Genomic DNA, 26,229 nt, shown 5'->3' on the forward strand with positions numbered 1-26,229 from the left:
ACGTCGCCGGCGTCGAGCGCCTGGTTCAGCAGCAGCGCGGTGTCGTCGACCATGGGCCGCAGCCGGTCGGCGTACGACAGCAGGTCGTCGACGATCTCGTCGCACGTGATGGCGCGGCGGTTGAAGACCTTGACCAGCAGGTGGTTCTTCTGGTCGAGGGCGCCCTCGACCTTCTGACGCAGGATGTTCTCGTCCGAACAGGTCCTGCACGCGGATGCCGACGCGGTTGATCTTGTCGGCGTACGCGGGACCGATGCCCCGGCCGGTCGTGCCGATCATGCGCTTGCCGAGGAACCGCTCGGTGACCTTGTCGAGCGTCCGGTGGTACTGCGTGATGATGTGCGCGTTGGCGCTCACCTTCAGACGCGACGTGTCGACACCGCGGGACTTCAGCGCCTCGAGCTCTGCGAAGAGCACCTCCAGGTCGACGACGACGCCGTTGCCGATCACGGGTTGACGCCCGGAGACAGGATGCCCGAGGGCAGCAGGTGCAGGGCGTACTTCTCGTCGCCGATCACGACCGTGTGACCGGCGTTGTTGCCGCCGTTGAACTTGACCACCCAGTCGGTGCGCTCACCGAGGAGGTCGGTGGCCTTGCCCTTGCCCTCGTCCCCCCACTGGACTCCGACGATCACGATGCCTGGCATGGGCTACTCCCCCGTTTATTGGACGGTTACACCCCATCCTATCCAAGGGACCCGTGACCGGCCGATATCGTGTGGCCATGACGCGTACGCCGGGGTGGGCACAGGGCTGGACGATCGCGCGGGCGGCCATGGCCGCACTGACGGTGGCGGCGATCGTCGCGCAACTCGTGAAGTCGGTCGGGACGTCGATCGAGCTCGGACGCGACGTCGCCACGACGGTCGCGAACTTCTTCAGCTTCTTCACGATCCTCTCCAACGCGGCGGCGGCCGTGGTGCTGCTGTGGGCTGCGGTGTGGTTCTGGACACGCGGCCGCCGCGCCGACGTCGAACCGGCCGGTCTCGCCGTCGCGCTGGCGTCCGTCAGCACGTACATGATCATCACCGGCATCGTCTACAACACCCTGCTGCGGGGCATCGAGCTTCCCCAGGGCAGCGAGCCGGTGTGGTGGTCGAACGAGGTGCTGCACCTCGTGGGCCCGCTCTTCCTCCTCGCGGACGTGCTCTTCGCGCCGCTGCGCCGCGCGCTGTCGTGGCGATCGCTCTGGACGATCGTGGCGTTCCCGATCGTGTGGGTCGTGTACACGATGGTGCGCGGTCCGCTCGTGATCAACCCGGTCAGCGGCGACCCGTTCTGGTACCCGTATCCGTTCATGAACCCGAACAACCCGGGCGGGTGGCCGTCGGTCATCCTCTACGTCGTCGGCATCGCCATCGCCATCATCGCCGTCGGTTCCTTCGTCGTCTGGTGGGGTCGTCGCACCGCCGATCGAGCGGTTGTGGCATCTGTCCCCAAACGGCCGACACGTTGTAGATCACACACAAGGTGCGGCATCCGACGCGCGCTTTCCGATCCGTCGCGTGCCAACTTTTCGCATCACCGCGTATTGCGAGAGCACCCTCGACCTCGTGAACACCGACTCGCACTCCGCGGGTCGCCGCATATCTGGGGGTGGTGTCATGTACTGGGCATGGTTTCGGATCGCGGCCGCGATCGCCGGGTTCTCGGGAGTCGTCGCCGGCTTCATCGTGAACGTCGATCGCGCCGCACGGCAGGGCCAGGGGCTGGGCGACGTGCTCGCCAACTACTTCAGCCTCTTCACGATCGTGTCGACGCTCCTGAGCATCGGCACCCTGGTCGCGGCCGCGTCATGGACGATGCGGCACCCGGGTTCCACGCGCGAGCCGCTCGGCATCGCGCTCGCCATGGGAGCGGTCACCGGACCGGTGCTGCTGCTGGGGGTCGTCTACAACGCGCTGCTGCGCGACCTCCCCTCGCCCGTCGCGCTCGGCGACACGGCGGGCATCGCGATGCTCGACCAGTACGCGGTCGAGGTGCTGCATGTCGCGCTGCCGCTGTACTTCATCCTCGACCTGCTGCTGGCCCCGCGACGTCGCGGACTGCCGTGGTGGTCGCTCGCCGTGTTCGTCGGCTACCCGCTGGCCTGGACGGGCTACACGATGGTCCGCGGCGAGCGCGTCGCGAACCCCGACGGGACGACGCCGTGGTGGTACCCGTACCCCTTCCTCGACCCGCACGGTGCGGGCGGGTACAGCGCGGCATTCGTCTACATCGGCGCGATCATGGCGGCGTTCCTGGCGATCGGCACGATGATCATCATCATCGGGCGCTACCGCGACCGCCGCGCGACCCGCCACGGCTCGCCGGCTGCCCGCGGCGCCCTGCCGGTCTGAGCAGTGCCGCCTTGAGCGACCGCGAGGGGACGGGATGCCGGTGGCTCGGCATCCCGTCCCCTCTCTGTCGTGCGGCTCAGCTCAGCTCAGCTGACGGCGGCGGCGGCGGGCGACCAGTATGAGCGCCACGCCCCCGGCCAGGACGGCGAACCCGGCCAACAGCGCGAGCACCGTCGCACGGCCGTCCAGGCCGGTTGCCGGCAACGGCGGGTTGAACGTGTTCGTGACGACGATGTCCATGGCGACCGTGCCGATGACCGCGACGGTGGTGGTGCCGGTCAGCGGGACGCCGTCGATCGTGATCGTCGTCTGATCGGCGCCGCCCGTGTCGACCTCGGTGATCGAGCACTGCGCACCCGTGGGCAGGGTCGTCACGAGCGGACCGATCGGACCGCCGACCTGGTACGTCGCGTCACGCAGCAGCAGACCCGGTGCGGGATGCGACGCGTCGATGAGCACGCACCGCACCGCGAAGCTGAACGAGCGGCCCGCGAAGTCGGCGGCCGCCCCGCCGTCGACGACCTTCCTCACGGTGATCGGCGGATCGCCGTACTGGTTGAACAGCGCCACCGACGTCTGATCCTCGGCGTCCACGTTCGGCAGCGGTTGAAGCTCGGCGACAGGTCCGGCGACCGGATCGCCGGTCGTGCCGCCCTCGGTGATCGTCACCGTCGTGGCAAGCGCATCCATGGTGTCGGTCTCGGTGATGGTGCATTCGGCGCCCTCGGGCAGCTCCGTCCACGTGAAGGTCTCGCCGTCGGCGATCGTCTGCGTCATGGGCTCGGCCGCAGTGACCTGCTGCTCGTCCCAGATGCAGGCGAGCTGCACCTCGAACGGACCGTACTCGACGGGATCGCCGTTGATGTCGATGGCGCCGCCGTTGTCGACGGTCTTGGTCACAGACACCTGCGCGAGGTTGAACGTGTTCTGCACCGTCAACGACGGCTGCGGCTGATCGTCCACGCTCAGGATCGTCGGGTCGGTCTCGACCGTGAACGTGTAGCCCTCACCGTCGCCCGCGACCACGTTGCCGTCGGCGTCGAGGATCTCGGTCGAGTTCGCGCCGCCGGCATCCACCTCGATGAGACGGCACTCCGCGCCGGTCGGCAGGTTCTCCCACAGCGCGGTGGGCGAATCGGCGCTCACGACGCGGATGCGGCCCTCGGGGATGTCGACGATCTCTCCGTCGCGCACACAGGTGAGGCTCAACTCGTAGGCGGAGGTGCCGAACTTCTCGGCGCCGTCGCCCGCGAACGTCTTGGTCACCTCGAGTGAGCCGGTGAGGTACCAGTTCGTGGCGGTCACCGTGACGAGGCCGCCCTGTTCGGGGACCGTCCCGGTGCCGATGGAGGTGTCCTCGCCGTCGTTCGGGGTGATGACGACGGCGTCGGCGCCGTTGAGGTCGTCCTCCACCACCGTGCAGACCGAACCGGGAACGACCTGGTGGATCGACGTGGTGAAGCCGTTCTCGGCGTTCAGCTCCACCTGCGTGTCGAGCACGGTCTCGCCCGCGAACGTGCAGGTGACGGTGAAGGTGAACGTCTGGTCGAGGCCGAACTGGTCGGCGCCTGCACCCTCGAACTCCTTCACGAGCACCATGGCGGTCGCGTCATACAGGTTCGTGTAGGTCACGGTGTTCACCACCGCGGTGCTGTCGGGCTGCAGCTCGGGGATGACCACCGTGCGGGTGTCCTGATCGATGACCGGGGCGAGATCGCCCTCGGCGCCCGGCACATCCGCCTCGGTGATCGTGCTGTCGGCCTCACGGTCGTCCGTCTCGGTCACGGTGCACTCGGACCGTGCGGGAATCTCGGTGATCGTCTCGGTCTCTCCCGCATCCAGCGTGAAGGTCTCATCGACGACGGTCGCACCCTGGTACGTGCAGACGACGTGGAACTCGAACTGCGTCGGAACGTTCGGGCTCTCGGACTCGACGAGCTTGCCGACCTGGAGCGAGGCCCACTCATACGTGTTCTCCACCTCGAACCCGAACGTCTGGTCGGCATCCGTGACCGTGATCGACTCCGGCGATACCGTGGTGCCGGTCTGGCCCGCGTCGTCCTCCGCGACGGTGCAGATGGAGCCGACCGGCACGTCGGGGATCACGACCGGATCCTCACCCGGGACGATCGTCACGACGCCGCCGTCCGCGAGCGGCACGTCGGCGCCCTGCCAGGTGCACGAAACGGTGGCGGTGAACGACTCCGGCACCGGGAAGCCCTCGGGGGCGTCCACGGTCTTCTCGACCGAGATCAAGCCGTTCTCGAACACGTTGGTCACCGTCACGACGACCGGTGTATCGCCCTCGCCGACCGTCACGGGGGTGGGGGTGATCACCGGCGTGCCCGTCGCGAAGCCCTGATCGGTCTCGGTCACGGTGCACTCGGCGCCCGTGGGCAGGCCTTGATAGAGCGCCGTGCCCGCACCCGTGATCGTGCGGGTCGCGCCGCCGGGGATCGTCACGTCGACCGTCTCGCCGTTGACCTCGCGCGTGCACGCCAGGCTCACGGTGTAGGTATCGGTGGTCGCCGGGTCGAGCGCGTTCGCCGGGGTGCCGTCGAGCTCCTTCTGCACCTCGAGCGCGCCGACCGTGAAGGTGTTCGTGATGTCGGCCTCGACCGGCACCTCGGGGTCGTCGCCGACCGTCACGGTCACGCTGGGCGTCGAGTCGTTCGCGCCGCCCGTGTCGGGCTCGGTCACGGTGCACGACGCGCCGGTCGGCAGGTCATCGACCGTCCAGGTCAGGTCGTCGGGCGGCGTCAGCGTGTGCGTGTCCTGGAACACCGGGTCGGGGGTCGCGCCCTCGAGTGTGCAGGTCATCTCGACCGTGAACGGGGCGGTCGCCCACCCGCCGGGATCGACGATCGTCTTCACAACCGACACCGAGCCCACCGTGTAGACGTTCTCGAACGCGACGGTCGTCAGGGCGGTGGTTGTTCCGTCGGCGTACGGGAGGATCGTGAAGGATGCCTCGTCCACGGTCACCGGATCGGCATCGCCCTCGGTGAGGGTGATGTCGGTGCTCGCGGCACCACCGGAGTCCGTCTCGGTCACGGTGCACTCGGCGCCGGCGGGGATGCTGTCGAACGTCTTCGACTCGCCGTCCGCGAGCGTGAAGGTGCGGTCGGCCTCGGGGATCGTCTCCTGCTCGAGGTAGATGCAGCTCGCGGTGAACGAGTAGGTCCGGTCGTAGACGATGTCGCCGCCGTCCTGATCCACTGCCCCGCCGTTGTCGACGGACTTCTCAACCGTGAAGCCGCCGGCGAAGTACTCGTTCGAGATCTGGAAGAGCGTGCTCGCGGTGTCGCCCGAGTACGGATCCCACACCCGCGGGTCCTCGCTGTAGTCGCGATCCGCGATCACCGACTCGGGATCGACGCTCCACTCGACGCCCGGCGTCACCGGGTCTTCGATGACCGAGCAGTCCGAGAACAGCGGCAGGTTCACCGGGCCGGTGGCGCTGTCGTAGACGAACACCGTGCCGTCGGCGGGCACCGACGGCCGGCTCGCGTCGGAGCCGTCGGCATGCAGCAGCGTGCTCTGCTCGTCGCCCGAGAAGCAGGTCACCAGCAGCGGATAGCTGTCGGGCAGGTCGATCGGCACCGCGAAGTCGGGCGCGGTGACCTCCTTCTGCATCTCGAGCTGACCGGTCGCGCCGGCGACGCCGACCTTCTGCGGCTCGACGACGAGAGAGGCGCGCTCCGGCTGCGTCACGGTCGCAGCGGAGCGGGATGCCGTCGCGAACGAGTTCCACGCGACCGGCAGTCCGTCCGGCACGGCGGAGTTGGCCGGCAGGATGTACGGCGTCTGCGTGTCGTACGTCATCGTCAGCGTCTCGCCGGGCTCCAGGCCGGGCGCGGGGCCTTCACCGTCGCCCGCTCCGTACTGCAGGGCCAGCAGGATGCTGCGCGCCGCCTCCCGGTCGGCCTGCGTCGTCGATGCATCCACGAGCTGCCAGTCGAAGGGGCAGCTCGGATCGGGCGTCTCACCCTCGGTCCAGACCTTGATCGCGTTGGTGTTGCAGGACTGGCTCAGCTGGACCTTCGAAAGGTAGATGCCGTAGCTGGCGCCGGCTTCACCGGAGGTGAGCTCGCCGAAGTTCGCCGTCAGATTGCCGATGAGCGTGACCGGGAACTGAGAGTCGCGGTCACCCTCGACGATGACGCCCTGATCGCCGACCGTCGGAAGGGTGTCGAGGGACGCGACGACACGCGCGCTGGTGTTCCCGGTGTTGGTGAAGTCCACGCGCCACGTCTCGAGACCGCCCGGACGCGTGATCGGGGTGCAGGGGTAGGAGTAGAACCCGTTGTTCGTCACCCCCGGCACACTCGGGTCGCATCCGGCGGCATCGCCGTCGACGTTGAGCACGCCGAGGTCGTCGTCTCCCGCGACGTTGGGGTCACCGGCCTCGGTGCCCTTCACGTACTTCTTGGAGGCGATGGTGGCGATCGCGAGCGGAGCGATCGACGTGTCGGCCGAGCAGTCGGGCACGCCGGGTGGAGTGTTCTCGACCGGCTTGGGCACGAGGTCGGTCGTGGTGCCCTCGCACGTCTCGAACAGGCGGTCCGAGCTCACCGTCACCTCGTTGGTGACGATCGTGTCGGGGGTCACGTCGCTGCGGAACTTCAGCGGGGCGTGCACGGTGAGGATGGATCCCGCATTGAAGACGAAGCCGTCCGGCGGAGTGATCGTGAGCAGCCCTGTCGCCGGATCGAGGGATGCCGAGAAACCCGGGTCGCCCGTCTGGCCCCCGCTGCCGCTCAACTCGAAGGTGTAGGCGGGTGGAGTGGGCTCGACCAGCAGCGAGCCGTTCGCGTCGGTCGCCACCTGGTCGACGATCGTGAACCCGGTCATGTTCCACTGGCCGGTGTTGGTCGCGGTGATCACGTACGGGATGGTCGCGGTCTGCCCGATGAGAGCCGCAGTGCCGCGGGTCTTGGTGACCTTCACCGAGTTGGGCCGGTGCAGCACGATGGTGGTGTCGGCGGCGGAGCCCGACTGTTCGAACGTCTGGGCGCCGAACTGGGCGGTGCTGTAGGACTGCACGTCGTCGCTGATCACGCCGAGGTCGGTCTCGCCCGGGTTCGGCTGCAGATCCGGCCGGGTCGTGCCGACCAGCACCGTCGGGTCGCTGCGCAGGTAGTCGCGGCGTTCTGTGGTCATCGAGAACGTCAGCTGCGGGTTGTAGGGACGCTCCCACTGCAGCACGTTCCCGTCGCCGTCGACCTCCTGCGCGCGGAAACGCACGCCGACCACCGTCTCCGCGGGGACGCCCGCGGGCAGCGTGAAGCTGTGGATGCCGCCGGCGGGCGCATCCTCCCACTCGCCGTCGACCCAGCAGGGCGAGGTGTCGGTGATCGGTGCGCCGTTGCACGTGGCCTCGAGCACGCCTCCGTTGACGGTGTACTCGACGTCGCTGCCGGCGTCGTCATCGACCAGCACGTCCATCGCGACCTGGTTGACCGGCGCGGGGACGTTGATCTGCGCCCCGAGGTAGTCCATGGTGTTCCAGAACGTGGGCGTCGTGTCGGTCAGGCTGAAGAACGTCGTGCGGGCCGTGCCGTTGGGCCGGCCGCCGAGCTGGGTGACGTAGCTGTTGGACTGGTCCTCGTAGACCGATTCAGGCGTGATCGACTTGGTCGTCGTGATCGCGTAGTTCGCGGCCACGATCACGAAGCTGTCGTTCGCGTCGTCGGCGCCGGTGCCGCACTGGTTGTCGGCGCACTCGACGAGGACGGGGCTCTCGAGCTGGACGTGCGTGTCGTTGACCAGAGACTCCCCTGCGGGGGTGACCGTGACGGGGCTCTCGTCCGACCGGAGCGTCTCGCGCAGCTGCCACGTGAGGGTCACCCCGCCCTGCGCCTGCGAGGGGATCACGGCGCTGCCGTCCGCAGAGCGGAAGGCGACCTCGATGCCGGTCGCCGCGATCAGGTCGTCCGGTCCGAGGGCCAGCGCCTCGTCGTACGTGTACGCGACCGGGCCGCCGCCCACGGTCAGCGTGACCGCCACCTCGTCGGTGGTGATGCCCTGGGGCACCTGGATCGCGTCGATGTCGTACAGGTTGAGCGAGTCGAACACGGTGTCGGGCAGGGCTTCGCCATCGGTCGGATCATCGATCACCATGCCGGTCACGCGGGCCGCCGAGAGGTTCGTCGCCACGATGGTCGCGCTGATCAGCGGGTAGTCGGCCGGATCGACGCCGAGGGTCGGGTCGGGCAGGCCGAGCGCATCCTGATCGAACGTCTTGGTGATGTCGGCGTTGATCGGCTGGTCGACGATGAGGATCGTGTCGTCGGCGACGTCCGTGCTGTCGACGCCCGTGGTGGTGTTGACGCCGTGCGCACTGGCGGTGTTGTCGACCAGGCCCGGTTCGTCCGTGTTGTAGGTGTAGGTGTGGAAGTTGCCGAGCACGTACTGCCCGGGGTTGCTGCGCAGGGTGTCGCGCACCTGGAAGTCGAGGTCGAACGGCCGGCGCTCGTACGAGTTGCCGATGCCGGCGCCCGCCACGCGTTCAGTGAGCACGACGCGCACCGACAGGGTGTCGGATGCCTGCTCGTCCGTCAGGGTGTATCCGCCGAACTGGCCGTCGCAGCCGCTCGCGCACGCCTGGGCGGTGATGTCGACCCAGTCGTCGGCGTCGTCGGAGTAGAGCGACACCTCGGTGATCACGGCGTCGGAGATGAGCGGATCGGTCGCGGTCGTGATCGGGTCGATGCGCACGAGGTCCCACGCGTCGTACACCGAGGCCGCGGTGTCGGCCGGGTCTGCCGTCTCGGAGATGTCGGTGAGCGTCATCTGGCTGATGTTGAGCCCGTCCGTCGACCACAGCAGGCGCGCGGTGCGGGTCTCACCCGACATGGCGGGCACGGTGTCCTGCAGCCATGTCTTGTCCAGGAAGTCCGCGCCTTCGCCGCCGTCGATCGGGTTGACGTCGATCGTGTCGGACGTGTCGTCGGTGTGCTCGCCGCCCGCGTCGGGGTTGTCGACGAGCGATTCGGCGAAGTTGGTGAACGTGACGGGTTCGTCCTGCTCGTCCGTCAGCTCGACGGCGATGTTGGTCGCCACCGTGAATCCGGGCTGCAGCTGGCCGGGGCACCCTGCCGCGTCGGTGGGGTCGTACTCCAGCTGGATGCCGCCGATGTCGTCCTGCAGATCCGCCGGGATCTGGTAGGACCACAGCTCCTGCGGGCCCGCGATGCCGGTCGCGCCGGGCAGGTCGGTCCAGTCGCCGTTGGTGGACTTCGGCCAGTACCGGACGGTGAGTGTCGTGCACTCGGGAATGTCGGTGTTGTTGATCTCGGTGGCGGTGAAGCTGTCCCAGAACTCGGTCTGGACACCGGGGAACTGCGGGTCCGAGATGACAAGCCTGTCGGAGCCGGTGTTGGACTCGGGCGTGACGTTGCCGGTGAGCGTCACGTTGGCCGAGGTGCCGGGCACGCCCCAGATCGTGTCGGGGCTGATGGCCTTGGTCACCGTCGTGTCCAGCAGCAGCGGGTCGATCGTGAACGGCGCCTCGGCGTCGTCCTGACCGGTCTGGCCGTTGCTGTTCTCGACCTGGGTGTCGACGGCGTTCGTGCTCGACACGGCGGTGTCGGTCGAGATCGCCGTGACATCGAGGGGCAGCGTCGCGTAGGCGCCCGACACGATGTCGTCGCCGTCCGCGGAGAACACCACGGTGAAGCCTTCGACGGTGCAGCCCGCGGTGGGATCGGGAAGCGTGTCGATCGTTGTCGTCGACGCCGTGCTGTCGGCGCAGTCGCTGTAGGTGTAGGTGATCTCGGCGGCGGTCGCCGCGATCGGCCATGCGACGCCGTCTGCGAAGCCGTCGAAGGTCAGGCCCTGCTCGGTGAACGTGGAGGTCCCTGCCGAGGGCTCGGTGATGGTGAGCGTCTGGACGTTCTGCTGGCCGACGGTGGCCGTGATGTTCGCCGTCGTGCTCTGGCCGCTCACGAGGGTGTCGTCGCCGAACGTCTTCTCGACCGAGACGTCGGGATCGCGCTGGGCGATCGTGATGCTCGCGTCGTCGGTGACGGGGTCGCTGGTGTCCGTGCCCTTGGTGACGGTGGACGACGCGTCGTTCGTGACGGTAACGTCCGTCTGGTCGGGAATGGTCGTCACGGTGTCGTTCGTGACGGTGTGCACGACGACGTTGCCTGTCGCACCGGGCGCGAACGTCCCGGCGAAGGTGACGCGGATGCCACCGGACTCGCTGATCGGATCGGGCGCGACCGTGGTCCAGTCGCCGTCGACGTAGTACTCGGTCGTGGTGCCGGTCGTCCCGGGTGGAGCGGTGACGTCGTATCCCGTCACGTCGAGGTAGCCGTAGTCGGCGGGCGGCTCGATCGGGTCCTGGACGACGATCGTGTCGACGTTCTGGTTCGATCCGTTCCCGGGTGTCACGGTCCAGTCCACGGGCTGGCCGGGCACGGCGGGAATCGTGGTCGTCGGCGTGACGGACTTGTCGATACCGGGCAGCAGCGTCGTGTCCACCGAGAGCGTGACGTCGGCCGTGCCGTTCGCCGTGGTCGCGTTGTCGGCGGCCACGGTGGCGGTGTTGGTCACCGTCTGGCCGTCCCACGTGCCCGGCGCATCCGGGCTGACGATCGCATTGACGGTGATCGTCATGCTGTTGCCGGCCGGCCAGAGCACCGGATCCGCCGTGAGGTCGTTGCCCGGCTCGACCGTGAAGCTGTTCGTCGCCGGGTCGACCTGAAGGTCGAACACACCGGGGTCGGCACCGCCGGGAGCGGTGAGCACGACGGTCACGGGGTCAGGGTTGGACGGGTTCAGCTCGAGCGGTTCAGGCAGGGTGTCGGTGAGCACCGTGTTGAAGCATCCGGCGTCGTTCGTCGACGAGCAGTTGACCACGATCTGGTAGGTGACCGTGTCGCCGGGGCTGAACGGTCCCGGCTCCACGACGGATTTCTGGATCGAGAACGCCGCCACGGCGAAGGCCGCGGGTGCTGCTCCGACGAAGACGGTGGCCGCCGCCAGCACCACCGCTGTCAGCCCTGCGATGAAGCCTCTCCGGCGTCCCATACTCGTCGACCCCCCGATTCCGCACGTAACGGGCCTCAGCCTAGGACCTGTTCACAGGCCATTTCTAGGCTTCGCGAGTGAAAGGAGTGATTGCTGTGACCGACCGGATGCCTCGGCCCACGGCATCCACTCGCCCCTCGGTAAGCTGGGGGACTATGTCGAAGGTCCTCCAGTCCCTGCCCGTCGGCGAGCGCGTCGGCATCGCCTTCTCGGGGGGCCTTGACACCTCCGTGGCCGTCGCGTGGATGCGCGACAAGGGCGCGATCCCCTGCACGTACACCGGCGACCTGGGCCAGCCGGACGAGGACGACATCGACGCGATCCCGAACCGGGCGCTCGAGTACGGTGCCGAGCTGTCGCGGCTCGTGGACTGCAAGCCCGCGCTCGTCGAGGAGGGCTTCGGCGCCCTCGCCTGCGGCGCGTTCCACATCCGCTCGGGCGGCCGCACCTACTTCAACACGACGCCCATCGGCCGCGCCGTCACCGGCACGCTGCTCGTGCGCGCCATGAAAGAGGACGGCGTCGACATCTGGGGCGACGGCTCCACCTACAAGGGCAACGACATCGAGCGGTTCTACCGCTACGGCCTGCTCGCCAACCCGGCGCTGCGCATCTACAAGCCGTGGCTCGACGCCGACTTCGTCACGCAGCTGGGTGGCCGCAAAGAGATGAGCGAGTGGCTCGTCGAGCACGGCTTCCCGTACCGTGACTCGGCTGAGAAGGCCTACTCCACCGACGCGAACATCTGGGGTGCCACGCACGAGGCGAAGACCCTGGAGCACCTGGACGTCTCGCTCGAGACCGTCGAGCCCATCATGGGCGTGCGCTTCTGGGACCCGTCGGTCGAGATCGAGACCGAGGACGTCACCGTCACGTTCGAGGCCGGCCGCCCCGTCGCCCTCAACGGCGTCGAGTTCACCGACCCGGTCGAGCTCGTCTTCGAGGCGAACCGCATCGGCGGCCGCCACGGCCTCGGCATGAGCGACCAGATCGAGAATCGCATCATCGAGGCGAAGTCGCGCGGCATCTACGAGGCGCCCGGCATGGCCCTGCTGTTCACGGCGTACGAGCGCCTCGTCAACGGCATCCTCAACGAGGACACCCTCGCGACCTACCACGAGCAGGGCCGGCGCCTGGGCCGCCTCATGTACGAGGGCCGCTGGCTCGAGCCGCAGTCGCTCATGCTGCGCGAGTCGATCCAGAAGTGGGTGGGTTCGACCATCACCGGCTCCGTCACGCTGCGCCTGCGCCGCGGCGAGGACTACACGATCCTCGACACCGACGGCCCCCGCCTGTCGTACCACCCCGAGAAGCTGTCGATGGAGCGCGTCGGCGACGCCGCGTTCGGCCCCACCGACCGCATCGGCCAGCTCACGATGCGCAACCTCGACATCGCCGACTCGCGCGTGCGCCTCGAGCACTACGCCGCGGCCGGCATCATCGGCGGCGCGACCGGCGAGCTCGTCGGCCACCTGTCGCAGGGCGAGGCGGGCGAGATCACCGAGAGCGCGACGCCGCTCTCGGCCGCGGGCGAGGAGCTCGCGGACGCGACGGATGCCGCCAACGAGGCATCCGCCTTCGACCTCGGCACCGACTGAGCCGAGGAGTCTCGCCCGCACGCGGCGCCCGACGCCTCGGTGGCGGTGATCGCGCGCCCCGCCTACGCTGGCGGGCGTGAGCCCGGGGATCGCCGCGACGATGCGCGCCGCCGTGTACGACCGCTACGGCGGGATCGAGCAGCTCCGCCTCGAGGAGGTGCCGGTCCCGATGCCAGGCGCGGGTGAGGTGCTCGTCGAGGTGGTCGCGACCTCGATCAACCTCTCGGACTGGGAGGGTCTGCGCGGATCGCCCGCGTACGCGAGGATCGCCGGCGGGCTGCGGCGCCCGCGGCAGCGCATCCTCGGATCCGACATCGCGGGCCGGGTGGCGGCCGTCGGCGACGGGGTCACGCGCTTCGGCGTCGGCGACGAGGTCTACGGCGACAACCTGGAGCGCAAAGGCGGGTTCGCTCAGTTCGCGGTCGCGCCCGAGACGGCGCTGGCCTGCAAACCCGCCGGTCTCACCTTCGCCGAGGCGAGCGCGATCCCGCAGGCCGGTGCGATCGCGCTGCAGGCGGTCGCGCGCGGCAGAGCGGGTGAGCGCATTCTGATCAACGGCGCCGGCGGCGGATCCGGCGCGCTCGCGATCCAGCTCGCGGTGGCCGCCGGGATGCAGGTCACCGGCGTCGACAACGCGGCGAAGCTCGACTTCATGAGCGAGCTCGGGGCCGACCGGGTGATCGACTACCGCGCGGAGGACCCGGTGCGACGGGACTTCACGCGGAGCGGCCCCTACGACCTCATCGTGGACTTCGTCGCTCATCGCTCGGTCTTCGCATACCGGCGCGCGCTCGCGCCAGGCGGCCGCTACTACGTGGTCGGCGGCACGCTGCGGGCGCTGCTGCGGGTGCTCACGCTCGGCACCATCGTCGGCGCGCTCAGCGGAACCAGGCTGCGCGTGCTCGTCGTGCGCGAGGGTCCGGAGCACTTCGCGCCGATGGCGGACAGGATCGTCGACGGCGAGGTCCAGGTCCGGATCGACAGCCGGTTCCCGCTGGACGAGGTGGCCGCGGCGCTGGTGCGTCACGGCGAGGGGCGTGCGCGGGGAAAGGTTGTGGTCGAGGTGCAGACCGCCTGATTATCTTGCACACCAGTGTGCATGTTATGTACACTGGTGTCATGTCAGACACGACGCAGCTGCGCCAGCCGCGGCGTGATGCCCGCGAGAACCGCGCCGGCATCCTCGCCGCGGCCCACGTCGCCCTCGCGCACGACCCCCGTGCCTCGGTCGACGCGATCGCCCGCCAGGCCGGCCTCTCGCGCCGTGCCCTGTACGGACACTTCGACGACCGCGACGCGCTCGTGAGCGAGCTCGTCGCGCAGGGCGCCGCCCGGTTCAACGCTGTCGCCGCCACCATCGACGACACCGACGCCCGAGTGGCGCTGGCGCGCCTGGCCGCCGCACTGTGGAACGAGGCCGCGCACGTGCAGGTGCTCGCCGCGATCGCACTCGACGAGGCGCACCTCGAAGAAACCGCGACGGCCCTCGCACCGCTGCGCCGCACCGTCGTGCGCATCGTCCGCGAGGGCCAGGAGGCCGACGTCCTGCGCACCGACGTCGCCGCCCCCACGCTCGCGCGCCTGGTCGAAGAGACGGCGCGCACCGTGATCACCCGCATCGACGCCTCGTCGCCCGAGGCGCGCACGCTGGCCGTGCGCGCGGTGCTCAGCATCGCCGGTCTGTCGTGGCGCCAGGCAGAAGCGCTGCTCGACACCCATCCCGAGATCCTCAGCGACGCCGGGACGGCGAGCGCATGAGGGTCGTGCTCGACGCGGTCGGCAAGGGCCGCCGCGACCACGCGCTGCCGGTCACCTCGACCGCCTTCGCGTCGGGTACCGCGACGCTGGTCGCCGCCGAGACCGAGCAGCGCCCCACCGTCCTCGGCCTCATCGCCTCGGGCCGCATGCGTCCTGACACGGGGCGCGTCGAGCTCGACGGAAGGGTGGATGCCTCGGCCCTGCGCCGTAGGGTCGCCCTGGTCGATGCACCCGAGGTGTCCGAGCCCGAGCCGAACGTCACGCTCGCGGGCGTCGTGGCAGAGGAGCTCATGTTCGCCGGACGCCGCTCTCACCCCATCGCCGTGCAGAACTGGCTGGCCGACAACGGACTGGCCGAGGCGGCATCCCTCCCCGTCTCGAACGTCGATCCCGCCGATCGCGTGCGCGCGCTGTGCGAGCTGGCGGTGCTGCGCAGAGGCGTCGAGGCGTTCGTGCTGGTCTCGCCCGACCGCCACGGCGGCGAGCCGGAGGCCTGGTGGGCGATCGCCGAAGAGTTCGCCGCCCGCGGCTTCGCCGTGCTCGTGATCGCCGGGCAGGCGTCGCAGCGGGTCGCCGAGCGACCGGTCGCCACCCTCCCGGTCGTTGAGCGAGCGAAGCGAGACGAAACGTCGCGAGCCGAACTCGACGACGACCCGACTGTCGGCCGAGGCGTTTCGTCTCGCTCGTTCCTCGCTCGCTCAACGACCGGGAGCAGGGGCCCGCGCCTGCGCAGGCTCACCGTGCGCACGAGAGGAGGCCGGGCATGAAGGTCCCCCAGATGATCCTCGCCGAGCTGCGGCGACTCGGTTCGACGCGCATGTCGCTGATCGCGCTCATCGCGCTGATGGCGGTGCCGATCCTCTACGGCGGGCTCTACCTGTGGGCCAACCGCGACCCGTACGGGCAGCTCGACCAGGTGCCGGTGGCCCTCGTCGTCGCCGACACCGGCGCGCAGCTGAACGGCACCGACCGCAACCTCGGCGACGAGGTCGCCCAGGAGCTCATCGAGGACGGCTCGTTCGACTGGCATCTCACCACCGACGCCGGGATGACCGCCGGCCTGGACGACGGCACCTACGACTTCGGCGTCGAGCTGCCCGCCGACTTCACGGCCTCCATCGCGTCGATCACGTCGGGCGATCCGCATCCGGCCGACATCGTGCTGCACACGAGCGATGCCAACAACTACCTCGCCTCGACGATCGGCACGCAGGCGGTCGAGAAGATCAAGACCACCGTGACCGAGAAGGTCGTGGCCGAAGCCGGTCTCACGATGCTCGATGCGCTCGACACCATCCGCGTGCAGCTGACGGACGCCGCCTCAGGCGCGGGGCAGCTCGTCGACGGCCTGGCGCAGGCGGGCGACGGCGCGGACCAGCTGACCGACGGTGCGACGCAGCTCACGGACGGCGCGACACAGCTCGCGGCCGGCACCGCGCAGCTGCGCGACGGCGCGGCACAGCTGTCGGCGGGAGCGGCGCAGGTCGCGGACGGCACCGCACAGCTCGACGGCATCGCCGATCGCGTCGGCGCGGCGTCCTCGACGGCGATCGCCGCACTCCCGCAGGCACGCTCCGACATCGCGGCGAAGCTCGCGGAGGCGGGGCTCGACCAGGCGCAGATCGACGAGGTGCTGGCGACGCTCGACCCCGTGGGCGCCCGGCTCACGGCCGTGGACGAGCGCGTCCAGGGCGCCGTCGCGCAGATCGACCGGCTCAACGACGGCGCACAGCAGGTGTCCGGCGGCGCCGCGACTCTCGCCGACGGTGCCGCGACGGCCGCCGACGGCGCAGCCCAGCTGCAGGACGGCGCCGGCCGGCTGCGGGATGGGGCGACGGCACTGGGCGGCGGGCTGACCCAGCTCGAGGACGGCGCGACGCAGCTGCGCGACGGCCTCAGCGCCGGCGCGGCGCAGCTGCCGTCGTACGACGCCGACACCCGCGCGAAGCAGGCCGACACGCTCGCCACGCCCGTCGACGTCGAGCGCTCGTCGCTCACCGAGGCCCAGAACTACGGTGCGGGCCTGGCACCGTTCTTCGCCGCGCTGGCTGGGTGGATCGGCATCTACGCCCTGTTCCTCATCGTCAAGCCGGTGTCCAAGCGCGCGGTCACGGCGCTGCACTCGCCGATCCGCATCACGCTCGCGGGCTGGGCGACGCCGGCGCTCCTCGGCGGCGTGCAGATGCTCGGCCTGTTCGGCGTGCTCTCACTCGCGCTCGGGTTCTCGTTCGCGCATCCGCTGGCGACCCTCGGCATCCTGCTGCTGGCCTCGGCCACGTACGCCGCGATCGTGCTGGCGCTGAACGTCTGGCTGGGATCGGTCGGCCAGTTCCTCGGACTCGTCCTCATGGTGCTGCAGCTCGTCACGGCGGGCGGCACGTTCCCGTGGCAGACACTGCCCGCGCCGCTGGCCGCGCTGCACCACGTGCTGCCGATGGGGTACGTCGTCGACGCGATGCGCCAGGTCATGTACGGCGGCAGCGCGGACCGCGTGTGGCTCGACCTGACCGTGCTGGTGGCCTGGCTCGTCGGGGCAGGCGTGATCGCGGCCATCGGGGTGACCCGCATGACCCACTTCCGCACGCTGCGCGACCTGCAGCCGAGCGTGATCGGCTGACACGCCGGGGATCGGGATGCCGCGGCCCGCGGCATCCACCCATTTCCGTTGACTTGGCGTATATGTACGCGACACACCGGTGTGTCGCGTACATATACGCCAAGTCACGGTGGAGAGAGGCCGGTCGCGTACCGAAAAGCGAGCGCGATTCGGCTCGGGACACCGGTCGGGGTTACGATGCGAAACAGTGCCGGTGCGACCCGAACGCATGTGGCACCCCGTCTCGCGGCGCCTGGCACCGCGTGCCCCCCACCCCAGCCCGGAAAGCTCTCAATGTCGAAGCCCCCCGCCTCGCCCTATGCCACCGACGACACCGTGCAGCGCCGCTCGGTCGGACGCGCGATCGGCATCACGCTGTTCACGATCGTCGCGATCGTCGTGGTCATCGCGCTCGTCGCCATCGGATTCGTCACGTACACCGTGCAGCGGTCGTTCCCGCAGCTGAGCGGCGAGGTGACCGTCACGGGGCTCGACGACGAGGTGACCGTGCAGCGCGATGCCCTCGGCATCCCGACCATCACGGCCGACTCGTCGCACGACCTCTTCTTCGCACAGGGGTACGTGCAGGCGCAGGACCGCTTCTGGGAGATGGACTTCCGCCGCCACGTCACGAGCGGCCGCCTGTCGGAGCTGTTCGGCGAGTCGCAGCTGGGCACCGACAAGTTCCTGCGCACGCTCGGCTGGCACGAGATCGCCGAGCAGGAGGTCGAGGCCCTCAACGACACCGAGCGGGCGTACTACGACGCGTACGCCGACGGCGTCAACGCCTATCTCGCCGAGCACCAGGGCGCCGACGCCTCGTTCGAGTACGCCGTGCTCGGACTGCAGAACCCGGACTACAAGATCGAGCCGTGGACGCCCGCCGACTCGGTGGCCTGGCTGGAGGCGATGGCCTGGGACCTCCGCAGCAACATCGAGAGCGAGACCGAGCGGGCCGTGCTCGCGTCGGACTTCACGCAGGAGCAGATCGACGAGCTCTACCCGGGGTACCCGTTCGACCGGAACCCCGTCATCGTGCCCAAGATCTCGACGGTGCCGGCGGTCGGCACCGCGCCGGACGCCACCGCCGAGGGCGAGGGCGAGACGGATGCCGACACGTCGGCGATCGAGTGGACCCAGGTCGACAGCGTCATCGAGGCCGTCGGCGAGCTGGTCGGCGACGCCGGCGAGGGCATCGGCTCGAACTCGTGGGTCGTCTCGAGCGCGAACACCGACACGGGAAAGCCGCTGCTGGCCAACGACCCGCACCTCGGGGCATCCCTGCCGAGCGTCTGGCACCAGATCCAGCTGAAGTGCTCGGACGTCACCGACGAGTGCCCCTTCGACGTCGCCGGCTTCTCGTTCTCGGGGCTGCCGGGCGTCGTCATCGGCCACAACGAGCGGGTGGCCTGGGGCTTCACCAACCTCACGACCGACGTCACCGACCTGTACCTGGAGAAGATCCAGGGCGACTCGTACTGGTACGACGGCGCGCTCGTGCCGCTGCAGACGCACACCGAGACCTTCAAGGTCGCCGGCGGCCCGGACGTCGAGCTCGACGTCCGCTCCACCGCGAACGGGCCCATCGTGTCGGGTCTCACCGACGACTTCACCGAGATCGCCGAGCACCCGTACGTGGGCACCGGCGGCACCGTCACCGAGCCTCCGGCCGATGCTCCCGAGGGCGAGTACGCCGTGAGCCTGCGCTGGACCGCCCTGCAGCCGGGGACGACGGCATCCGCCATCTTCGCCCTGAACACGGCCAAGGACTTCGACGACTTCCGCGGCGCGGCGGCGCTGTTCGACGTGCCCGCGCAGAACCTCATCTACGCGGACGTCGACGGCAACATCGGGTACCAGACGCCCGGCAAGCTGCCGATCCGCGGCGCGGGCGACGGCTCGATGCCGCAGCCGGGCTGGAGCTCGGAGTACGCGTGGCAGGGCTTCATCCCGTTCGAGTCGCTGCCCGTGTCGTACAACCCCGATGAGGGATACATCGTCACCGCCAACAACGCGATCGTCGGGCAGGACTACCCGTACTTCCTCACGAACGACTGGGACTACGGCTGGCGCGCCGCGCGCATCACCGAGCTCATCGAGCGCGCGATCGCGAAGGGACCGGTCACCGCCGACGACCTCAACGCGATCCAGGCCGACAACTACTCGTACATGGGCATGCGACTGACCGCCGCGTACGCCGACATCGAGACCGGTGACAGCCGCACCGATGCCGCGCTCGACCTGCTGCAGGAGTGGGACGCCCAGGCGAGCGCCGACTCGGCGGCCGCCGCATACGCGAGCGTGCTGTGGGACACCCTCGCGCAGAACGTGTTCGCGAAGGGCCGCGAGAACCCGGCACCGCTCACGGGCCAGGGACGCCTGTTCCTCGTGATGGACAACCTGCTGGCGGACGACTCGTCGCCGTGGTGGACCAACGACGAACTCGGGGTCGACGGCATGCGCGAGATGCTCAAGCGCTCGGCCATCGACGCCTACGAGCGGCTCGCGAAGGAGCAGGGCGACAACCAGTCGCGCTGGAACTGGGGGTCGCTGCACGCACTGCCCCTCACCAGCGGCACCTTCGGCGAGTCGGGCATCGCGCCCATCGAGTGGTTCTTCAACCGCGGCCCGTTCCCGGTCGGCGGCGGCTCGTCGGTCGTGAACGCCACGGGCTGGGACCTCGGCTCGGGCGACTTCTCGACGATCACCGTGCCGTCCATGCGCATGATCGTGAACCTCGACGACTTCGATCACTCGCGCTGGAACCAGCTGACCGGCGAGAGCGGCCACGCGTTCCACACGAACTACACCGACCAGGTGGCGTCGTGGCAGAAGGCCGAGCTCACGCCGTGGGCGTACTCGTCGAAGGCGGTCACGGCCGCGACGACCGACACGCTGATCCTGAAGCCCTGACGCCTGTCGCGCCGAAACCCCGGTCTCGTCGAGACCGGGGTTTCTGCGTCAGACCGGGGGCCCCACCACGGGTTTCGGCGCGGCCCCACGGTCTCGGCGAGCAGATCCTCGGTCTCGGGATGCCGGCAGCCGGGCGAACCGGCCGGCACGGGGTCACCAGTCCCAGGCGTCGAGTCCGGTCACGTCGATGCCGAGGTCGCCGGGGTCCACGGGGGCCTCGCCCCGTTCGGCGACCACGCTCGTGCTGTCCTGCGGCGACGGGCCGTCGATCGCCACGGTCGCGGCCCACACGAGTGCGCCGGTGACCAGCGACGCGCCGACCAGCAGCGCCGCCCAGGCGCGCAGCGACCAGGGCGCGCGGTCGGCCGGCGGCGCGGCATCCACGTGACTCGCGGTGGTCTTCGCGGGCGTCGCCGATGCGGGGGCGTCGGGCCGGGCTTCGCCCGTGCCCTGCGCCGCACCGTCGACGAGCAGGCCGACGAGCACGTCGAGCTGGGCCGGGGTCAGTTCGTCGAAGGCCGCGGCGAGCTCGGGGGTGAGGCCCGGGCCGCTGTCGCGCATCGCGACGAGGTAGCGGGCGAGGGCGGCCTCGTCGGCGAGATCGACGCGGCGTCCGGCGCTCACGACGCGCTCCGCACGATGGTGTGACCGCCGTCGGCCAGGGCGTCGGCCATGAAGGCGGCGTACCAGCGCGGCCAGTCCTCGTCGTACACGCCGCCCAGGTCGTCGCGCTCGTGCTCGCCGTGTGCGGCGGCGGTGCGGATCAGCAGTTCGCGCAGGAAGTCCTTGGTCTCGTCGACCGGCATCTGGTTCGACATCTCATGCCCCGCTCTGCGATCAGCGGCCCGGAGCCCGCGTGACGATCTGCTGCAGCACCCAGCCGTTCCCGTCGGGGTCGGCGAACGAGGCGTACGTGCCGTAGCTGTCGGTGGCGGGGTGCGGACCGGCGACGCGGTTGTCGGTGCCGGCCCAGTGGAAGATGCCGTCGGCGTCGTGCCACAGCTCGCTGACCTCGGCCCCGCCGGCGATAAGCTCGGCGCGCGCGGCGGCGATGTCGGTCGTGATGAGGTGCAGTCCCTGCGTCGATCCCGGCTCGGCGGTCGTGAGCTTGTCGCCGAAGATGATGGATGCCGCCGACCCGGGAGGCGTCACCTGCACGACGCGAAGCCCGCGGTCGGAGCGGAAGTCGGCGTCCGGGCGGAAGCCGAGCGCCTCATAGAAGGCCTTCGAACGATCGACGTCCGAGACGGGGATGACGACGACTTCGAGCTTCAGGTCCATGATCTCTCCTCAGTGTGCGACCAGTGCGTCACCGGTCTGAACGGTGACTACTCTGCACGCATTCCCGTCACCTGTCAAATAGGTGACGCATTTCGGCCCCCTTCCGGCGTGTCACCTGTCAGAATGGTGATGTGATTCACGCCTTCCCCTGCGGCACGCTCGCCCTCGACTTCGTGGGCACGCTGCGTGCGCGACGCAACGACGAGCCGACCGAGAAGCTCGCGGTGCCGACCGACCTCGATGCGTGGTTCATCGAGTCGGGGCTCGTGCCTCGGGCCGAGGCATCCGTCGCCGCCGACCTCGACGCCGCTGTGGAGGTGCGCGAGGCGATCTACGCGCTCGTGTGGGCTCGCCTGCACGGACAGGATCTTCCGGCCGACGCCGTCTCGACCCTGAACGCGGTCGCCGCGGAGCCCCCGCTGGCCGCCGCGCTGACGCCCGACGGCTGGGCGCGTTCGGGGACGCCCCGGCAGGCGCTGTCGCACCTCGCGCGCGAGGCCGTCGAGATCGTCGGCGGCGAAGAGGCCGCCCTGCTGCGCGAGTGCTCTCGCCCGGAGTGCACGCAGGTCTACCTCGACACCTCCCGAGGGCACCGGCGCGAGTGGTGCTCGATGGCGACCTGCGGCAGCCGCATGAAGGCGAAGGCCTACCGCGAGCGCCGCAAGGCCGACGCGTCCTGACCCGGGTCTCCCTCAGCGCAGACGCTCGGCGAGCGCGACGGTGATCCCCTCGGGTCCGCGGACGTAGGCCATGAGCCACATGCCCTCGTACTCGCCGATGCCGCCGACGAGCCCGTAGCCCTCATCGGCCAGGCGCGCGACCTCGGCGCGCAGGTCGTCGACCTGGAACGCGATGCTGCGCAGCCCGAGCTCGTTCGCCATGGCGGCGGGCGACCCCTCGACCGGTTCGGGGCGCACGAAGCTCGACAGCTCGACGCTCGTGCCCCCGCCGGGCGGGTGCAGCATCACGATCTCGGTGCGCGAGTCCGGGATGCCGCACACCGTGTCGATGAACTCCCCCTCGACGAACGTGCGGCCCTCGACCTCGAGGCCCAGCGCGACGAAGAACGCCGTGGCCGCATCGAGGTCGCGGACCGTCACGCCGACATGGTCGAAGGTGGTGATCGGCGCCATGGCGCGGCCTCCTGTGCTCGTCGTGCGGGGGTGCACGTCGGAGCCTACGGCTGCACCATGGCGCCCGTGGAGTCGACGGGTTCTCACCCGCCGAGGTCTGTCGAGTACGGCAGCATCAACCACACTCCAACGCTCGGACAGGCGTCAGGTATGAGCACGTCGTCGGGCACGTGTTCGCCCTTCCTGTAAATGTGCGCGGCCTGCATATGGATCTGGTCGCCGACCGCGAACGTTGGTTCGTCGAGTTCGAGAATGTCAGGGGTGACGACCGAGATGTTGCCATCCGCATCAAGCGTGCTCCCTAACGGCACAGCGAGAATCATGGGCGATTCGTCGTACCCGGGTAGCTCAACTCCGACGCAGCCGTCGCCGAGATCGATGACATCTGCTGGTTGAGCGATCGCCAGAATGCCTTGAGGTGCCGGATACACCGCTACCTGCACGGCTCCGTTGTCGAGAAATTCCGGGGAGCCAGCGCAGGACGTCAAGGCACCTGCCGCAAGCAGCAGGACGAGCGCACCCCACGGCCGCATGGTCACCCTGTGAAGACCACCGTGTTCAGTAGGTTCACAGCACCAATTCTCGTAAAGAAGGACCGGGTGGCGCCACCGACAGGGCCGTAACCATTTGAGATGCCCTTCGCGCCGTTCCCGTAGAACCACGGTCCACCGCTGTCGCCTGAGGCAACAATGTTTTCTGTCGATGCGTAGAGGCCGCAACAGCCCGCATTGCAGTAACCGGTGCCGTACACCGTGCTGCAGTTATAGCCGGTGGTCCGCCCGTACTTGCAAACCACCGTACCTACTCCAGGGTTGAGGCCGCTGTCCGCGTATCGAAACGCCCCAGAGCTGTATTGAAAGGCGTTGGAGGGCGACCCCGACGTGGCCGCAGACCATCGGAGGTCTCCGTTACCCGAAGCAAGCACAGCGACCGGGCTGAAATTAGCACCGTCGTAGATCGAGATCGCAGGGCAGTGTGCAGCTCCGGTGATTCCGTACGTCGACCCTGAGCGAACGACGAATGCGGCCGTGCAGCTGCCGGTGATCATTCCGCCGCGGTACGCGAGACCACTATCCAACGACCCGACTGAACGCAGTTCGATCGACCCGGCGTAGTCACCCGCCCGGCGGTCCATCTGCAGTGACTCATCGAGGCTGCCGACGTACTCGATGACGACCTTGCCTGTCTCAGAGTCGCTCCAGCCAACTGCACTGGTGACCTCGCGTGAATTCCACACGGCTTGATAGGCACTTTCCACCGCGGCCTCGCGCTGGAGGCGCGATGGCACGTCCGCGATCTGTACCTGAACATCCGCGGACTTGGACAGCCGTGCCGCAGCCGCAGCGTCGGCAGTCTTGGTGAGCACAAATTCTCCGTGGGGCTTCGAGTCGGGGTTCCAACGGGCCTCCACGAGAGCATTCGCGTCGATGGAGTCGATCTGTGCTACGAGCCGAGAGAAGTCCTCCTGGCCGGCGTACTGCTCGACAACTTGGTCGACAGGGAGGTTTCGCTCCTTGGCGAACGTCGCGAGGTCCTCAAGCTGGGCACCGCCGTCAGATGGCTCGGCGACGACAGGGGTCAACGGTTCGGGTCGCGGCTCTTGCGCTCCCGCACTCGAGGCCACGAGGCTCAGCGCCAGCCCGATTCCTGCCACGCTTCCTACAACGGTCTTCAGCACCCGAACTCCTTTGTACGGTCTTGGGCGTCATGCGAATCGACGCCCCTGCTAAGTAGTGTCCGGCACCTTCCGATTTGGGACACCTCAGGCCAAGAACGTTCGATCGACCCCTACTCGACGAGCTTGCCCACCACCGACACCTCGCGCATGAGCGCGGCGATCTCATCCGGAATCGGCGGGATCTGCTCCCGCACGACACCCGTCTCGGGCGACCACACGAGGTTCACCTGGAGCTCGGGATCCAGGTCCGGGTAGTCGCTGCGGTTGTGGCATCCACGGGTCTCACGGCGCTCGAGAGCGGCTTCGAGGGTCGCACGCGCGGCGAGCGCCGCGGACTTGAGATCGAACGCGTGCGCGAGGTCGTGGTACCCGGCGATGTCGGGGTGCACGCCGATGTCGGCCATGCGCGCCTCGATGGCGTCGAGCTCGGCGAGGCCATGGCGCAGCCCCTCCTCGTCGCGCACGACACCGGCGTACTCGGTCATGACGTCGCGGATCGCGCGCTGCAGAGCACGGACGTTCTCGGTTCCGGATGCCGCCAGCAGCTCCGCGATCTCGGCCCGCGCCGTCTCGACCAAGGCGGCGGAGCGCTGCTGGGCCGGCAGCGCTGCCGAGTACGCGGCAGCGGCCCGGCCGACGATGCGGCCGAAGACCAGCAGCTCGATGAGCGAGTTGCCGCCGAGGCGGTTCGCGCCGTGCAGGCCCGACGACGCCTCGCCGATCGCGTACAGGCCGGGCACGTCGGTCGAGTGATCCGACGAGCGGACCCACACGCCGCCCATCGAGTAGTGCGCGGTCGGCGCGATCTCGATCGGCTCCTTCGTGATGTCGAGCATCTGCAGCTCGAGCATCGTCTGGTACACCCGGGGCAGGCGGGTCATGATGACCTCGCGCGGCAGGTGCGACACGTCGAGCCACACGCCGCCGTTCGGGGTGCCGCGGCCCTCCTTGATCTCGGTGTAGCAGGCCAGCGCGACGCGGTCGCGGGTCGACAGTTCCAGTCGCTCGGGGTCGTACTTGTGCATGAACCGCTCGCCCAGGCCGTTGCGCAGGATGCCGCCCTCGCCGCGCGCGGCCTCCGAGATGAGCGTGCCCGCGGCGTTCTCGGGCTCGATGATTCCGCTCGGGTGGAACTGCACGAGCTCGGGGTCGCGCAGCCGGCCTCCGGCCTCGACGGCCAGTCGGAACGAGTCGCCGGTGTTCTCGTCGCGGCGCGACGACGTGCGGCGCCAGATGCGGTTGTGGCCACCCGCGGCCAGGATGACGGCATCCGCGTGGATCAGGTAGCGCGTGCCGTCTTCGAGGTCGAACCCGTACGCGCCGAACACGGCGCCGTCGTCGTTCACGAGGATGCGCGTGACGTAGACCGTGTCGAGGATCGGCACCTGCAGCTGTGCGGCGCGGTTGATGAGGGTGCGCTGGATCTCCAGCCCGGTGTAGTCGCCCGCGAACGCCGTGCGGCGGTAGGTGTGCGCGCCGAAGAAGCGCTGAGAGATGCGGCCATCCTCTTCGCGGGCGAACGGCATGCCGTAGCGCTCGAGGTCGTCGATGCCCCGGGCCGCGCCCTTCGTGACGACCTCGACGGTCTCGGGGTTGGCGAGCAGGTAACTCTCTTTCAGGGTGTCGGCGGCGTGCTGCTGCCACGTGTCCTCGGGGTCCATCGTCGCCAGCGACGCGTTGATGCCGCCGGCGGCGAGGGACGTGTGCGCGTCGGACTTGGGGCGCTTGCCGAGCGCGAGCACGTCGACGCCCGCCTCGGCGAGCTCGATGGCCGCGCGCAGGCCCGAGCCCCCGGTGCCGATGACGAGGACGGTGGTGGAAAGCTGGCGTTCTGAAGTCTTCACGCATAAGACGGTAAGCACGCGGCTTCGATTACTCCAATGCATAATCCGGC

General features: G+C 69.3%; 16 protein-coding genes and 2 pseudogenes. 9 read left to right on the plus strand and 9 right to left on the minus strand.

Features of this window, described 5'->3' with window-relative positions:
- Positions 1-647, minus strand: a pseudogene (locus tag FB391_RS18390) (adenylosuccinate synthetase); the annotation flags it as partial.
- Positions 648-775: 128 nt separating this feature from the next.
- Between FB391_RS18390 and FB391_RS18395 the strand changes: the two are divergent.
- A pseudogene (locus FB391_RS18395) lies at positions 776-1,342 on the plus strand (Pr6Pr family membrane protein); the annotation flags it as partial.
- A 262-nt stretch (positions 1,343-1,604) separates the two neighbouring features.
- On the plus strand, positions 1,605-2,339 hold the full coding sequence (locus FB391_RS18400; RefSeq protein ID WP_141895650.1) for a Pr6Pr family membrane protein: 735 nt from the start codon (positions 1,605-1,607) through the stop codon (positions 2,337-2,339).
- Between the two features lie 81 nt (positions 2,340-2,420).
- Here FB391_RS18400 and FB391_RS18405 read toward each other — a convergent pair whose 3' ends face one another.
- A complete protein-coding gene (locus tag FB391_RS18405; RefSeq protein ID WP_141896588.1) occupies positions 2,421-11,378 on the minus strand; it encodes a DUF5979 domain-containing protein in 8,958 nt (2,985 codons plus the stop codon).
- A 155-nt stretch (positions 11,379-11,533) separates the two neighbouring features.
- Between FB391_RS18405 and argG the strand changes: the two genes are divergently transcribed.
- The 6 genes from argG (at position 11,534) to FB391_RS18435 (ending at position 20,243) form a co-directional block, all read left to right on the plus strand.
- The gene (gene argG, locus FB391_RS18410) at positions 11,534-12,976 is read left to right on the plus strand and encodes an argininosuccinate synthase (RefSeq protein WP_141896590.1); all 1,443 of its coding nucleotides are present in this window, start codon (positions 11,534-11,536) and stop codon (positions 12,974-12,976) included.
- A 76-nt stretch (positions 12,977-13,052) separates the two neighbouring features.
- Positions 13,053-14,054, plus strand: coding sequence for an NAD(P)-dependent alcohol dehydrogenase (locus FB391_RS18415; protein WP_246093617.1), 1,002 nt, complete (start codon positions 13,053-13,055; stop codon positions 14,052-14,054).
- A 41-nt stretch (positions 14,055-14,095) separates the two neighbouring features.
- Positions 14,096-14,734: a TetR/AcrR family transcriptional regulator gene (locus FB391_RS18420; protein ID WP_141896592.1), complete on the plus strand. Its 639-nt coding sequence runs from the start codon at positions 14,096-14,098 to the stop codon at positions 14,732-14,734.
- Entirely contained in the window at positions 14,731-15,501 is a 771-nt protein-coding gene (locus tag FB391_RS18425; protein ID WP_246093618.1) for a hypothetical protein, read from the plus strand. Before FB391_RS18420 ends, FB391_RS18425 begins: the two co-directional genes overlap by 4 nt.
- On the plus strand, positions 15,498-17,351 hold the full coding sequence (locus tag FB391_RS18430; protein WP_141896594.1) for a YhgE/Pip domain-containing protein: 1,854 nt from the start codon (positions 15,498-15,500) through the stop codon (positions 17,349-17,351). The genes FB391_RS18425 and FB391_RS18430 overlap by 4 nt, the downstream gene beginning before the upstream one ends.
- A 273-nt stretch (positions 17,352-17,624) precedes the next feature.
- The gene (locus tag FB391_RS18435; protein ID WP_141896595.1) at positions 17,625-20,243 is read left to right on the plus strand and encodes a penicillin acylase family protein; all 2,619 of its coding nucleotides are present in this window, start codon (positions 17,625-17,627) and stop codon (positions 20,241-20,243) included.
- A gap of 153 nt (positions 20,244-20,396) precedes the next feature.
- Here FB391_RS18435 and FB391_RS18440 read toward each other — a convergent pair whose 3' ends face one another.
- From FB391_RS18440 to FB391_RS18450, 3 genes are read right to left on the minus strand one after another with little or no spacing between them, the layout of a single operon-like run.
- The gene (locus FB391_RS18440; RefSeq protein WP_141896597.1) at positions 20,397-20,867 is read right to left on the minus strand and encodes a hypothetical protein; all 471 of its coding nucleotides are present in this window, start codon (positions 20,865-20,867) and stop codon (positions 20,397-20,399) included.
- Complete coding sequence (locus FB391_RS18445; protein ID WP_141896599.1) at positions 20,864-21,061, minus strand: hypothetical protein; 198 nt, start codon at positions 21,059-21,061, stop codon at positions 20,864-20,866. Before FB391_RS18445 ends, FB391_RS18440 begins: the two co-directional genes overlap by 4 nt.
- A gap of 19 nt (positions 21,062-21,080) precedes the next feature.
- A complete protein-coding gene (locus FB391_RS18450; protein WP_141896600.1) occupies positions 21,081-21,524 on the minus strand; it encodes a VOC family protein in 444 nt (147 codons plus the stop codon).
- A 131-nt stretch (positions 21,525-21,655) separates the two neighbouring features.
- On the opposite strand from FB391_RS18450, the gene FB391_RS18455 reads away from it, so the two are divergent.
- Positions 21,656-22,204 (plus strand): CGNR zinc finger domain-containing protein, encoded by a 549-nt coding sequence (locus FB391_RS18455; protein ID WP_141896602.1) that lies wholly within the window; start codon positions 21,656-21,658, stop codon positions 22,202-22,204.
- A 12-nt stretch (positions 22,205-22,216) separates the two neighbouring features.
- On the opposite strand, the gene FB391_RS18460 is transcribed toward FB391_RS18455, so the two are convergent.
- The 4 genes from FB391_RS18460 to FB391_RS18475 all read right to left on the minus strand — a co-directional run bounded on the left by FB391_RS18460 (position 22,217) and on the right by FB391_RS18475 (position 26,179).
- Positions 22,217-22,657 (minus strand): VOC family protein, encoded by a 441-nt coding sequence (locus FB391_RS18460; RefSeq protein WP_141896604.1) that lies wholly within the window; start codon positions 22,655-22,657, stop codon positions 22,217-22,219.
- A gap of 83 nt (positions 22,658-22,740) precedes the next feature.
- Positions 22,741-23,196, minus strand: a complete 456-nt coding sequence (locus FB391_RS18465; protein ID WP_141896606.1) for a hypothetical protein — start codon at positions 23,194-23,196, stop codon at positions 22,741-22,743.
- Complete coding sequence (locus tag FB391_RS18470; protein ID WP_141896608.1) at positions 23,193-24,335, minus strand: chymotrypsin family serine protease; 1,143 nt, start codon at positions 24,333-24,335, stop codon at positions 23,193-23,195. Before FB391_RS18470 ends, FB391_RS18465 begins: the two co-directional genes overlap by 4 nt.
- A gap of 110 nt (positions 24,336-24,445) precedes the next feature.
- On the minus strand, positions 24,446-26,179 hold the full coding sequence (locus FB391_RS18475) for an L-aspartate oxidase (protein ID WP_141896610.1): 1,734 nt from the start codon (positions 26,177-26,179) through the stop codon (positions 24,446-24,448).
- Positions 26,180-26,229 lie beyond the last annotated feature (50 nt).

Origin of the sequence: Microbacterium kyungheense (genome assembly GCF_006783905.1) — a bacterium.
GTDB classification, from domain to species: Bacteria; Actinomycetota; Actinomycetes; order Actinomycetales; family Microbacteriaceae; genus Microbacterium; species Microbacterium kyungheense.

Coding starts and splice junctions, on each gene's coding strand:
- FB391_RS18450 (WP_141896600.1), bottom strand. CDS start 21,524: ATGGACCTGAAGCTCGAAGTCGTCGTCATCCCCGTCTCGGACGTCGAT.
- argG (WP_141896590.1), top strand. CDS start 11,534: ATGTCGAAGGTCCTCCAGTCCCTGCCCGTCGGCGAGCGCGTCGGCATC.
- FB391_RS18430 (WP_141896594.1), top strand. CDS start 15,498: ATGAAGGTCCCCCAGATGATCCTCGCCGAGCTGCGGCGACTCGGTTCG.
- FB391_RS18435 (WP_141896595.1), top strand. CDS start 17,625: ATGTCGAAGCCCCCCGCCTCGCCCTATGCCACCGACGACACCGTGCAG.
- FB391_RS18425 (WP_246093618.1), top strand. CDS start 14,731: ATGAGGGTCGTGCTCGACGCGGTCGGCAAGGGCCGCCGCGACCACGCG.
- FB391_RS18460 (WP_141896604.1), bottom strand. CDS start 22,657: ATGGCGCCGATCACCACCTTCGACCATGTCGGCGTGACGGTCCGCGAC.
- FB391_RS18420 (WP_141896592.1), top strand. CDS start 14,096: ATGTCAGACACGACGCAGCTGCGCCAGCCGCGGCGTGATGCCCGCGAG.
- FB391_RS18400 (WP_141895650.1), top strand. CDS start 1,605: ATGTACTGGGCATGGTTTCGGATCGCGGCCGCGATCGCCGGGTTCTCG.
- FB391_RS18405 (WP_141896588.1), bottom strand. CDS start 11,378: ATGGGACGCCGGAGAGGCTTCATCGCAGGGCTGACAGCGGTGGTGCTG.
- FB391_RS18445 (WP_141896599.1), bottom strand. CDS start 21,061: ATGTCGAACCAGATGCCGGTCGACGAGACCAAGGACTTCCTGCGCGAA.